Annotated in this window: 8 protein-coding genes; 3 read left to right on the plus strand and 5 right to left on the minus strand. The window is 69.8% G+C overall.

What is annotated here, in order from left to right; translation table 11 throughout:
- Together D7Y13_RS29090 and fliB are read left to right on the plus strand one after the other, a co-directional pair.
- Window positions 1–1,750 (plus strand): Hsp70 family protein (locus D7Y13_RS29090; protein ID WP_147452514.1); only part of this gene is annotated, 1,750 nt, incomplete at its 5' end.
- A 10-nt stretch (window positions 1,751–1,760) separates the two neighbouring features.
- Window positions 1,761–3,065 carry a flagellin lysine-N-methylase gene (gene fliB, locus D7Y13_RS29095; RefSeq protein WP_120585043.1) on the plus strand — a complete coding sequence of 435 codons (1,305 nt, stop codon included), beginning with the start codon at window positions 1,761–1,763 and terminating at the stop codon, window positions 3,063–3,065.
- Window positions 3,066–3,071: 6 nt separating this feature from the next.
- On the opposite strand, the gene D7Y13_RS29100 is transcribed toward fliB, so the two are convergent.
- Complete coding sequence (locus D7Y13_RS29100; RefSeq protein ID WP_120535756.1) at window positions 3,072–3,686, minus strand: DsbA family oxidoreductase; 615 nt, start codon at window positions 3,684–3,686, stop codon at window positions 3,072–3,074.
- Between the two features lie 123 nt (window positions 3,687–3,809).
- Between D7Y13_RS29100 and D7Y13_RS29105 the strand changes: the two genes are divergently transcribed.
- Window positions 3,810–5,840 carry a S9 family peptidase gene (locus tag D7Y13_RS29105; protein ID WP_120585042.1) on the plus strand — a complete coding sequence of 677 codons (2,031 nt, stop codon included), beginning with the start codon at window positions 3,810–3,812 and terminating at the stop codon, window positions 5,838–5,840.
- Window positions 5,841–5,871: 31 nt separating this feature from the next.
- Here the strand turns inward: D7Y13_RS29105 and D7Y13_RS29110 are convergent, their stop codons facing one another.
- The 4 genes from D7Y13_RS29110 to D7Y13_RS29125 all read right to left on the minus strand — a co-directional run bounded on the left by D7Y13_RS29110 (window position 5,872) and on the right by D7Y13_RS29125 (window position 12,190).
- Window positions 5,872–6,147 carry a hypothetical protein gene (locus D7Y13_RS29110; RefSeq protein WP_120535754.1) on the minus strand — a complete coding sequence of 92 codons (276 nt, stop codon included), beginning with the start codon at window positions 6,145–6,147 and terminating at the stop codon, window positions 5,872–5,874.
- Window positions 6,148–6,258: 111 nt separating this feature from the next.
- Complete coding sequence (locus D7Y13_RS29115; RefSeq protein ID WP_120585041.1) at window positions 6,259–6,984, minus strand: DUF4142 domain-containing protein; 726 nt, start codon at window positions 6,982–6,984, stop codon at window positions 6,259–6,261.
- 380 nt (window positions 6,985–7,364) lie between these two features.
- The gene (locus D7Y13_RS29120) at window positions 7,365–9,152 is read right to left on the minus strand and encodes a peptidase MA family metallohydrolase (protein WP_120585040.1); all 1,788 of its coding nucleotides are present in this window, start codon (window positions 9,150–9,152) and stop codon (window positions 7,365–7,367) included.
- Complete coding sequence (locus tag D7Y13_RS29125) at window positions 9,149–12,190, minus strand: DUF4175 family protein (protein WP_120585047.1); 3,042 nt, start codon at window positions 12,188–12,190, stop codon at window positions 9,149–9,151. Before D7Y13_RS29125 ends, D7Y13_RS29120 begins: the two co-directional genes overlap by 4 nt.
- Between the last annotated feature and the right edge of the window lie 37 nt (window positions 12,191–12,227).

The following is a 12,227-nucleotide window of genomic DNA, read 5'->3' on the forward strand; positions in this document are numbered from 1 at the left end:
CGCGATGCTGGCGCCCGCCGCCGCGCAGACCGCTCCCGCGCCTCCGCCGGCACTGGACGCCAACGGCCAGGTGCGCCCCATCTACCTCACGCCGCCGCAGACACTGGCCGGCACGGGGCCGGTCATCGGCATCGACCTGGGCACCACCAACTCCTGCGTGGCGCTCTTGTCCAACGGCCGCCCCATCGTCCTGCGCTCGCGCGAGGGCTACAACACCATCCCCTCCGTCATCTCGCTGAACGCGCAGAACAAGCTGCTCGTCAGCCACCGCGCGAAGAACCAGTTGGTCCTGCGGCCCACGCACACCATCTACGGCGCCAAGCGCCTCGTGGGCCGTCCCTACGACAGCGCCGTGGTGAAGCAGGTGCGCGAGCGCTTCCACTACGAAATCACCCCCGACGCCGCCGGCCGCGCCGCCGTGCGCCTGGGCAACGACGTGCTGTCGCTGGAAGAGGTGCAGGGCATCATCCTGCGCGAGTGCAAGGAGATGGCCGAAACCCACCTCAACCAGAAGGTGGAGCGCGCGGTGGTGACGGTGCCGGCCTACTACTCCGAGCCCCAGCGTGAAGCGGTCCGCAAGGCCGGCAACATGGCGGGCCTCAAGGTGGAGCGCATCCTCAACGAGCCCACGTCCGCGGCGCTCGCGTACGGCCTCAACCGCGAACTCAACAAGAAGGTGCTCGTCTACGACCTGGGCGGCGGCACCTTCGACGCGACCATCCTGCGCATCGAGAAGAACGTCTTCGAGGTGCTGGGCACCGGCGGCGACATCTTCCTGGGCGGTATCGACTTCGACAACCTCATCGTCGACTTCCTCCTGGAGCGCTTCCAGGAGAAGGAAGGCATCGCGTTCAACGGGGACGGCATCGCCCTGTCGCGCGTGGGCGACGCCGCCGAGCGCGCCAAGATGGGCCTGTCCGAGCGCAGCACCTTCGAGGTCCACATCCCCATGTTGATGATGGACGACTCGGGCAAGCCCCGGGACCTGCGCGTGATGATGTCGCGCCAGGACCTGGAGAAGATCTGCGACCCGCTGCTCAACCGCACCATCGACGTGGTGCGCGACGTGCTCCTCGACTCGAAGCTGCGCGCGGCCGACGTGGACGACATCATCCTCGTGGGTGGCATGAGCCGCATGCCGCTGGTGCGCGAGAAGTTGAAGGGCCTCTTCGGCAAGAACGCCCAGGCGAGCGTCAACGCGGACGAAGCGGTGGCGCTGGGCGCGGCGCTGTACTCGGGTTCGGTGGACAAGGTGAGCAGCGTGGTGCTCATCGACGTGCTGCCCATGACCATCGGCGTGGCCATGCCCGGTGGCGGCTTCAAGCGCGTCATCGAGCGCAACAGCCCGCTGCCCGCGCAGCGCTCGTTCGCCATCAGCACGTCGCAGGACAACGAAGAGCGGATGGAGCTGTCCATCTTCCAGGGCGAGGACAACCACATCTCCGCCAACGAGTACCTGGGCACCGTGCGCGTGGAGGGACTGCCGCGTGGCCCCAAAGGCTCCGTGCGCGTCGCCGTCACGCTCAAGCTGGACTCGGAATGCGTGCTGCACGTGGAGGCGCGCGAGTACTCGTCGCGCAAGGAAGTGAAGGCGACGCTCGCCACGCGCTACTCGCCGGAGGAACTGCAGAAGCAGCTCCAGGTGAGCAAGGAGGCGGTCAACGCCGCCGAGGAGCGCCGGGGCGCCGACCTCAAGGACCGTGCGGGCCGCTTCTGGGGGTTCGTGAAGAAGGCCCTGGGGCGCAAGTAGACTCCGGGCCATGACCGCCTCCGCCCTTCGCTACATGGCGCGCTTCCGTTGCATCGCGGAGGCGTGCGAGGACACCTGCTGCGCGGGGCTGACGGTGCCCATCAGCGAGTCCCGCTGGAGCCTGCTGCGCCAGAAGGTCGCGGGCGGTCCGGACGAGGCGCGGGTCGCGGCGCTCATCACGCCCAACCCGGATGGCGCCACGGGCCAGCAGGCGGGCATCCTGGGCAAGCGCGCGGACGGACACTGCGCCTTCCTGGATGAGACGAAGCTGTGCTCGCTCCAGAGCAGGTACGGCGAAGCGGTGCTGCCGGACGGGTGCTCCGTGTTTCCGCGCGTGCTGACGCGCTGGGGCGCGCAGGTGGAGATGGCCGGGTCGCTCGCATGTCCGGAGACGGCGCGCCTGTGCCTGCTGGCGGAAGACGCGCTGGTGCGCGAACCCGTCCCCGAAGCGCAGGCCCTGCGCCCCCAGATGGCGCGACAGGTGGCCTCCGGCGCCGACGCATGGACGGCGCACGCGGACGTCGTGCGTGAGGCGATGCTGCGGCTGCTCGCACGCAGTGACGTGCCCTTCGCCGCGCGCCTGTACGCGCTGGGACGCATGGCGCTGGACCTGGGCGACTTCTACTTCCCGGGCACGACAGCGTTCACGGATGACGCGGCAAAGACGGCAGCCGCGAGCGATGCCACCCAGGAGCCCCTGCCCACCGCCGAAGCCCGGCTCGCGGACATCCTGCGCACCTACGACGCCACGGACACGCTGCACACCCTGCGCGACCAGCTCGAAGCGCTGGAGCTGCCCGGAGGCCCGTGGGCCGGCATCTGCGCCGCCGTGCTCCGCTCGCGCGAGGCCCACGTCGGCAGTCAGCGCTACCTCTCGCTCGTGCGCGACGTGCGCGCATCCTACGGCGGCGCGGACACGGCCCCCGACGACGCGTGGCGACTCCACGTCACCCGCCGCGAAGCCCTGGCCTCCCTGCACGGGGAGCGCGTGCACCAGTACTTCCTGAACCACGCGCTCAACCACGTCCTGCGCCACCCGTTCACGGAGGCCCCGAGCCTCCTGAACGCCGTGTTCCTGCTCGTGCTGCGCGCCTCCGTGGTGCGCTACGTCCTGCTCGGGCACCCCGCCGTGGTGGCGCTGCTGGACACCCCCGGCACGCCGGTTGCCACCCTGGACGCCGCCGCCGTCGAGTCCTTCCAGCTCGTCGCCAAGCACGTCGAACAGGCGCCCCAGTTCCTGGACTTCGCGCAGGGGCTGGCCGGCGAGGGTCCGGAGACCTTCGCGCGGCTGCTCATCCTGGTGAAGGGCCTGTAGCGCCCGTCAGCCGCGGGGCTTCGCGCCCAGCTGCTCCATGGCCCGCTGGAACGCCGGGTACTCCTGCGCGCCCTGGATGGCCAGCTTCTCCCCCAGGATGAACGTGGGCACCGCGCGGATGCCCATCTCCTGGGCCTCGCGCACCGACGCCTCCACCACCGCCCGGTAGCGGCCCGTCTCCACGGCGTGCTGCAACGCGTCCGGATCCAACCCCGCATCCACGCCCGCGCCGCGCAGCGTGTCCCACTGCCAGAGGTCCTGCCCCTCGCTCCAGTACCGGCGCAGCACCGCCGCATGGAACGCGGCCAGCTTTCCTTCCGACTTCGCGTACTCCGTCGCCTCGTGCGCCCGGCGCGTGGACGGGATGATGTCCCGGTGCACCATCTTCAGCCCCTCCCGGGCCGCGCGGACCTTGAGCGGGTTGTTGGGGTCCTTCATGCCCTCGCGCACGTACTCCGGCAGCGGCAACCCCTCTGGCGGCGTCTCCGGCCGCAGGAAGTAGGGGTGCCACTCCACCTGGATGTCGTAGTGCTGCTTGAGCTTCTCGACCTCGGCGAGGCCGACGTAGCACCAGGGACAGACGAAGTCGGACCAGACATGGATGACGACGGGCGTGGACATGGCCCTCCCCTAACATCGCCGCAGCGCGCCAGCCACCCGACCCGCACATCCCACCCTTCGTGGGTGGACAGCGCCCCCCACTGGAGGCACGGTCGCGTTCCCTTTTCCCCAGGAGGAACCTCCTTGCCCCTGTCGCTTCTCGCGGCCCTGGCCCTCGGCGCCGCCCCGGCGCCCGCCCCCCGGCCGTTCAATCAGCAGGACCTGGTCACGCTGCGCCGGCTCAGCGGCCCGCGCGTGTCCCCGGACGGTCGTCAGATTGCCTTCGTCCTGCGCTCCACCGACCTGGAGGCCAACCGCGGTCGCACCGACCTGTGGCTCGTCAACCTGGACGGCACGAACCTGCGCCAGCTCACCGCCCACCCGGACAACGACAGCGAGCCGGTGTGGGCCCCCGACGGCAAGAGCCTCTTCTTCCTGTCCTCGCGCGGCGGCTCCTCCCAGGTGTGGCGCCTGCCCGTGGACGGAGGTGAGCCCCTGCCCGTGACGAAGCTGTCACTGGACGTGAACAGCTTCGCGCTGTCCCGCGACGGCCAGCAGCTCGCCGTGGCGCTGGAGGTGTTCCCCGACTGCGCCACGCTCGACTGCAACACCCAGCGCGTGGACGCCGCCCAGAAGAAGAAGAACACCGGCCGCGCGTATGATCAGCTCTTCTTCCGCCACTGGGACACGTGGAAGGACGGCACGCGCTCGCACCTGTTCGTCGTCCCCGTGGCCGGCGGCACGCCCGTGGACGTGATGAAGGGCATGGACGCGGACGCGCCCAGCAAGCCCTTCGGTGGCGCGGAGGAGTTCACCTTCACGCCGGACGGCAAGGGCCTGGTCTTCGCGGCGCGCGACGCGGGCCGCACCGAGGCGTGGTCCACCGACCTGGACCTGTTCCTGTCGCCCATCGACGGCAAGTCGAAGCCGCGCAAGCTCACGGAGAAGAACCGCGCCACCGACACCAGCCCCGTGTTCAGCCCGGACGGCAAGACGCTCGCGTACGCGGCCATGTCACGCCCCGGTTACGAAGCGGACCGCTTCCGCGTCATCCTGCGGCAGTGGCCGAGCGGCCAGGAGCGCGTGCTCACCCAGGACTGGGACGCCTCCGTCAGCTCGCTCGCGTGGAGCGCGGACGGCGCCACGCTCTACACCACCACCGGCGACGTGGGGCAGAACCCCGTGTACGCGCTGGACGTGGCCACCGGAAAGCCGCGCCGCCTCACGCAGGCGGGCAACGCGGAAGGAGCCCAGCCCGCGGCGGACGGTCAAATCGTCTACGCGATGGATGACCTGGATTCGCCCGCGGACCTGTACGCGGCCAAGGCGGACGGCACCGGCGCGCGGCAGCTCACGCAGGTGAACAAGGAAGCGCTCGCGGGCCTCAGGTTCGGCGCCTTCGAACAGTTCGAGTTCAAGGGCTGGAACGACGAGACGGTGCGCGCCTTCGTGGTGAAGCCCGTGGACTTCGACCCCAAGCGCCAGTACCCGCTGGCCTTCCTCATCCACGGCGGACCGCAGGGCAGCTTCGGCAACCACTTCCACTACCGGTGGAACCCGCAGGTGTACGCGGGCCGGGGCTACGTGTCGGTGATGGTCGACTTCCACGGCTCCAGCGGCTACGGCCAGGCCTTCACGGACTCCATTCGCGGTGACTGGGGCGGCAAGCCGCTGGTGGACCTGCAGAAGGGCCTGGACGCCGCGCTCCAGCGCTACCCCTTCATCCACAAGCAGAAGCGGTGCGCGCTGGGCGGCAGCTACGGCGGGTACATGATCAACTGGATCGCCGGCAACTGGCCGGACGGCTTCCAGTGCCTCGTGAACCACGACGGCAACCTGGACGAGCGCATGGCCTACTTCGACACGGAGGAGATCTGGTTCCCGGAGTGGGACCACGAAGGCACCCCGTGGGAGAACCCCCAGTCCTACGCGAAGCACAACCCGGTGGACCACGTGGCGAAGTGGAAGACGCCCATGCTCGTCATCCACGGCGGCAAGGACTACCGCGTGGTGGACACGCAGGGCATGTCCACCTTCACCGTCCTCCAGCGCCGAGGCATCCCGTCCCGCTTCCTCTACTTCCCGGACGAGAACCACTGGGTGCTCAAGCCGCAGAACAGCATCCAGTGGCACGACGAGGTGCTGGGCTGGTTGGACCGCTGGACGCGCAAGTAGCTTAAGCGGCGTCCCCCGAGGCCTCCGGGTCTCAGGGGATGCCGATGCAGTCGCCGATGCAGTTGGCGGCGACTTCCGCGCAGGTCCGGTCCGCCACGCACCGCGCGCACTCCGTGGTGCGCTCCTGCCGGCTCTCCTGCTCGCTCTCCCGCTCCTCTTCCCAGGCGCTGACCTTGTCGGCGCACTTGCCGGTGTCCAGGTCGGCGTCGATGCACTGCTTGCGCATTTCGCAGACGGCGTCGACGTCGTTGGAGCAACCGACGAGCAGAACGGCGAGACAGGAGGTCAGGGCAATCAGTCGTGACATGGCGCGGGACTATGCATGGAAGTGGTGCCTCCCGGAATGCGCTTCAGGAGGCACCCTTCGCTTCACGGCCTTGGCAGTGAAGTGAGCACGGAAAAATTGCGGAGCGGCCCACTACTTCGTCTTCGAGCCCCCGCCCATGGTGCCGCCCGTGGAGGAGCCGGTGCTGCCGTGGTTCATGGAGCCGTGGTCCATGGTGTCGCCGGAGCCGCCCACGCCCATGGCGCTGCTCAGCTTGCCAAGCGTGTCGTAGGCCATCTTGCGGTGCTGGGGCAGCTCCTGGGTGAGGTTGGTCAGCATGGTGGCCATCTCGCCCGTGGCGCCCATGCCCTGCTGGGCGGCCATCACCTTGCCGATGGCCATGTCATGCGCCGCCACCTGGCCGGCCATGTAACAGGAGTCGAACGGGGGGCCCTTGAGAACTTCGAGCTTCGCCGTGTCGGCCTTGGTCGCCGCCATCACCTTGCGCTCCATCTCGTCCATGGGCTTCGGCTCCGCCAGCTTCAGCTTCTTGCCCGTGGCGTAGGTCATGAGCTTCTGGTCGGCGTCCGTGTGCATCTTCATCATGTTGTCCGCGTAGCTCTTCACGTCCGGGTTCTGCGAGTTCTTCTGGGCCAGCTGCGCCTGGAGGATCTCCGTCTGGTTGATGTGGTGGAGGCGCTCCAGGAAGGCCTTCTCATCCGAGGGCGCCATGAAGCCCTTGTATTCGAGCATGCCGCCCTTGGCGCCCATGGGCTTCGCCGCGGGCATGGTGCTGGGAGACGTGGCGCTCTGGGCCAGTGAGACGCCGCCGGTGAAGAGGACCGCGGCCAGGGTGATGCCGTGCAGGGTGCGCTTCATGGTGCTGCTCCTTGTGTGAGCCCCGGGTCAACCGAGGCGGGACGAATCGGTGGACCTGGGACCTCCAGGTCGCGCGGCGCACCTTGGTGCAGGGCGCGACAGGGGACCCAGGGGGTCGGAAGAGGGACGTGCGCCACCGCACGTTGCGCGGGCGGGCGGGTGCGGCAGTGGACACCGCACCTGTCCCCGGGACCGGGGGGAGGCGTTCAGTGCCGCACGGAACGCACGGAGGTCCGCGCCGGGCTTGAGGGCGGGCCTTGTTCAAAGATGCTGCCTGGGAACGCCATCCCGTTCTCCTCGTGCCCGGAACGTGGGCATCCCGGAGCGACGGGGCTGGGCTGGGCGCGGTGCCCTGCCAGGCCGGCTGCCCGGCGGGGCGGCTACCTGCTGATCCCTGAAGGCTCCGGTGCGGGCTTCGGCGCGGGCTTCGCGGGCGTGGAGGCCGGCTTCGGCGCATCTGGAGAGCTCGCGGGGACGTTCGTCTCCGACAGCTCGCCCTCGGCGCGCAGGAAGGCCTGGGCGGCGCGGTCCACGTCATCGGGCTTGAGGCCGGTGAGGTTGGACGCGGCGCCGCGCGTGCGCGTGGCGAGCGCCGTCTCTCCCAGCGCCCCGTGGATGCGGGTGAGGGCCAGGTGGATCTCCGGGTCGAACGGGTCGGAGGCCAGCGCCTCCAGGTACGCCGTCTTCGCCTTCGGGTAGTCCTTGCGGAACAGCAGGATGCGGCCCAGGTGCACGTTGGTGGAGGGCGAGCCCGGGTGCATGCGCAGCGAGCCGCGCAGCACGGACTCCGCTTCGTCCAGTCGGCGCAGCTCCAGGAGCGCGAGCGCGAACTTGTTGGACACCGACTCGTACTTGTCGCCCACCAGCTTGTGCGCCCGCGCGTACTCCTCCGCGGCGGCCTTCACGCGGTTGCGCTCGCGCAAGAGCTCCCCCAGGTGCGCGAACTTGCGCGCGGGGACCTCGGAGACCTCCGCGAAGTCGCCGAAGGAGATTTCACGCCCCTTCTTCTCGCCTTCCTTCTGCGCGCCCTTGGCGTCCTCCTTGAGCACCACGCGGTCGTCGCGCGGCACCAGCTCCTGGGGGAAGGGCTGCTTCTTCACGTACGACAGCCAGGTCTTCTCGAAGAGGGGGAAGGGCATGCCCGTCGCCGCCTCCACCGCCTTCTTGTCGGACTGCCCCGCCTTCAGCTCCTGGAGCACGGTGCGCAGCCCCTGCGTGCCCTTGGTGCCGTGGATGTAGTCGATGGCGTAGAACACCTCCGCGAACGCGGTGGCCGCGTCCTCCGCCGTGGGCAGCATGGCGATGGAGGGGTGCATCTTGTCGAAGGGGATGAGCTTGTCCTCCTTCACGCGCTTGCCCAAGAGGGCCTGCGTGGAGGGCGTCATCGCAAGGCCGCCCTTGCCGCGCCAGCGCGACTCCATGAACTTGGCGATGCCCTCGTGCAGCCAGATGGGCACGGTGTTGTGGCTCATCTGGCTGACCACCAGGTGCACGTACTCGTGCGCCAGCGTGTCCTGCCAGTCGTAGCCCTGCGCCACGGCCTTGGGGCTCGTCACCATCAGCTTGTTGAACTTGCAGATGGCGATGGTGCCGGTGGTGCGGATCTGCTTCTCGGTGAGGGTGCTCACCTTGGACAGCTCACGCGCGTTGTTCACCACCTCCACGCGCACCTTGCCCGGCGGCGTCCAGCCCAGGTCCTCCTTGAGCGCGCGGTGGATGGCCTCCAGCGTCTCCAGCGCGTAGGGGACCAGGACCTCGTCCTTGCCCTTCGGGTAGAAGAAGATGAAGTGGTCGCTCTCCGCGCGCTGGTGGTCCTTGGTGATGGCGCGCGTGTCCTTGGCCAGCCGCAGGTAGCTGCCCGGCTTGTCCTCGATGTTCGCGCCCTCCAGCAGCGTCACCGCGTCCTCGTACTGGCCTTCCTCGAAGGACACGCGGCCCTGGAAGTACTTCAGGGGCTCCAGCTCGGAGGGCACGCGTTTCTCCACTTCGGCCAGCTCGCGCCGGGCGCCTCCCACGTCCCAGTCGTCCAGCGACTGCTCCACCTTGCCCAGCCGCTGCTTCACCTCTTCCTTGAGGGAGGCGTCGGGCGGCTGCGCGAAGGCGGCGGGGATGGCGAGGAGCAGGGCGCAAAGGCCCAGGACTCCCGCGTGCGTGTGGTGGCTCCTCACTTCACCAGCTCCTCGTAGTAGCGCTTCACCTGCTCGCGGTACTTCTCCGGCGCGCCCTGCTTCATCGCGTCCAGCAGGTCCTTGCGGAACTCGCGCGGCGCCTGGAACGCGTCCTCGTCCGGCAGCTCCACCTTGTCCTGCGGGTTGCGGCCGTTGCCTTCCTGGCGGCGTCCGGAGCCCATGGGCATGGGCAGGCCCCGGCCTCCCTTGCGGCCCTGCTGGCTCTGCTGCATCTGCTGCTGGAAGCGCTTGAGGCCCTCCATCGCGGCCTGCTGCTCGCCGTAGCCCCGGCCCGGGTCCTTGCCCTGCATGCGCTGCGACGCCTCGCCCATGCGCTGGCCCACCTCATCCATCTGCTGGCCGGCCTCTTCGCCGAACAGCGGCGCCGTCTGCTCCATGTCCTCCATCTGCTGGCGCAGGCCCTGCGCGCGCTGCTCCAATTGCTGCTGGCGCTGGCCCAGCTGCTGGAGCTGCTGCTTCTCGCCTTGCGACAGCTGCGAGCCCGGGGGCGGGAAGAGGGACTGGAGCTGCTGGCTCACGTCGGACACGTCGCGCGCATCCTTCTTCAGCCGCTCCGCGAGCTGCGCGGACTGCTGCCGCACCTCCGGCGGGTTGCCGAACATCTCATCCAACTGGCGCTGCTGTTCGCCCATGCTGGACAGCTGGCGGGCGGCGTCCTCGGCGCGGGCGGCGGACTCGGCGGCGAGGTCGAAGTCGTCCACCTTGAGCGCGTTCTCCAGGTTGCGCAGCTCGGACTGGGCCTCTTCCAGCGGGCGGGACGCGCGGCTGTTGAGCCGGGCGGGGTCCAGCTTCTGGTAGTTCTCCTGGACCTGCTTCACCTTGCGCGCCAGCTCGTCCTTGAGGGCCTGGCCCTTTTCCTTCAGCCGGTCGCGGTTCTGGTTTCGGGCCTGGTCGCGCAGGGCGCGCGTCTGTTCGGCGACCTTCTGCTGTTCATCCATGGTGCCCTGCAGGTCGTCCATGAACTTGCCGAACTTCTCCGCGAGCTCCGGGTACTGCTCCGCGCCGAACTCCTCCTGGGACTTGTCCATGGAGTCGAGCATCTCGTCCATCTGCATGCCCAGCTCCTGGAGCTTCGCCAGGGCCTCGTCCGCCTTGCCCTCCTGCATCAGGCGCTCCACCTCATCCATGGCGCCCTGCATGTCCTCCTGCTGCATCATCTCCGACAGCGCCTCGGCGTTGAGGTGCTCGTCGCGGATGCCCTTGCGCAGCTCGGCCATGCGCTGCATCAGCTCCTGGATGCGCGACTTGAGCTGTTGGATCTGCTGCATCACCTGCTCGCGCGCGGACTCGTCCGGGTTGGCCTTGTACTGTTCGATGAGGCGCGACAGGTCGCGGCGGTCGTTGGCCAGCTGCTTCGTCAGCTCCTGAAGCGCCTCCAGCTTCTGCCGGTCCAGCAGTGACTCCAGGTAGAGGATGTCGCGCTCCAGGCCCTCGATTTCGTCGTCCACCACGGCGGTGAGCCGGGTGCCGGTGCCCCAGTCCTCGCCGCGCGCGCGCTGGGTGCGCAGGTACAGGCGGCGGAAGTCGGAGGTGGTGCTCACGCTGCGCTTCAACTCCCCGCCGATGTTCGCCAGCGCGGAGACGATCTCCTTGGGCACGTCCTTCTCGCGCGACAGCTCCGCGCCCTGCATGCGGAAGTCCTCCGCGAGCGCGGTGCCGCTGGCGTCCACGGTGCGCGCGGCCTCCACGGCCTGCGCGTCCTTCTGCTTCGCGCGGTCGGGGCCCTCCAGCCGGTCCGCCAGGTGGTCCACGAGCCGGCCCCACAGGGCTTCGGCCTTCTCCAGGGCGGCGCGGCGGTGCTCGGCGGCACTGTAGACGCGCAGGGTCTGCGTGCGGCTGACGCCCTTCTTGGGGCCCTCCACCGCGTCGTTGTCCTTCGCCTCCACGTAGTAGGTGATGCGGTCGCCGGGAGCGGGCTTGAGGGGGCCCAGGTCCCAGGTGTACGTGCCCCGGCTGCGGCGGCTGTCCTCGCGCGGCAGGTTCACGCGCGTCTCCTGCTTCGCGCCGGGCATGCGGAACACCAGCGACAGGCCGGACAGGCCGTAGTCGTCCTGGGCCTCGTACTTGAGGGTCACCGTCTGGCCGGGGTCCACCTCCACCTCGGCCGCGGGGGTGAGCAGCGTCACCTGGGGCGCCTTGTCCACCTCCACGGTGAGCGGGATGTCCGGGCCCACCGCGAGCGGCTTGGAGCGCGAGCCGTAGAAGACGAAGTGGTAGTGGCCGCCCTGCTTCGCGACGAAGCTGCCGGTGAGCTCGCGTCCGCCCGTCACGGTGAGCGGCAGCACCTGGTCGTTGACGACGACCTCCGCGCGCTCGATGGGGCGGTCCGAGCGCGTCTTCAGCGCGACCTCGGTGCCGGACGGCGCGCTCACCTCGCCGTTGGTGCCCGGCACGGTGCGCGGCGCGAGGCCGGTGTACGCGGGGTAGCGGTACGTCAGCTCGATGTCGCCGGTGATGGGCTCCACCTGCGCGGCGGTCTCCGGGCGCGCGGCCTGCTCGCGCAGGTGCTTCCAGCCCGCGGCCCACCGGCCGCCCACGAAGAACATCAGCACCGCGAGCGCCAGCACCGCGCCCCCGGACGCCAGGGCCACGCGGCGCAGCGGCTGGCCGTCCACCACCCGCCGGGGGTCCACCGTGCGGGCGCGCTCGTCCATCTGCTCCAGGAACGCGTCCGCGAGCTGGGGGGACCAGCCGGCCTCCTCCCGGCGTGCGTGGGACAGCTCCACCGCCGCCAGCACGTCCAGCGACAGCTCCGGCCGGCGCTGGCCCACGAGCCGGGCGGTGCGCAGGTCGTCGCCCACCTGACGGCGCGCGAGCACGATGCCGAAGACGCACGCCACCGCCGCGCCCACCGGCACGGCGAGCCACAGCAGGGCCTGGGCGAGTCCAGGCGCCACCCGGCCGAGCAGGCCCGTGGCGGTGAGGAGCACGAGGGCGGCGACGGTGCCCAGCAGGACGCCTTGAATCCACAGGTGGCGGCGCTGGCGGGTGCGAACGCTGGCGAGCAGGTCCGCCACGCCGCCTCCTGTGGATTCAAGGCGTCCTGCTGGGCAC

Origin of the sequence: Corallococcus praedator (assembly GCF_003612125.1) — a bacterium.
Lineage (GTDB): Bacteria > Myxococcota > Myxococcia > Myxococcales > Myxococcaceae > Corallococcus > Corallococcus praedator.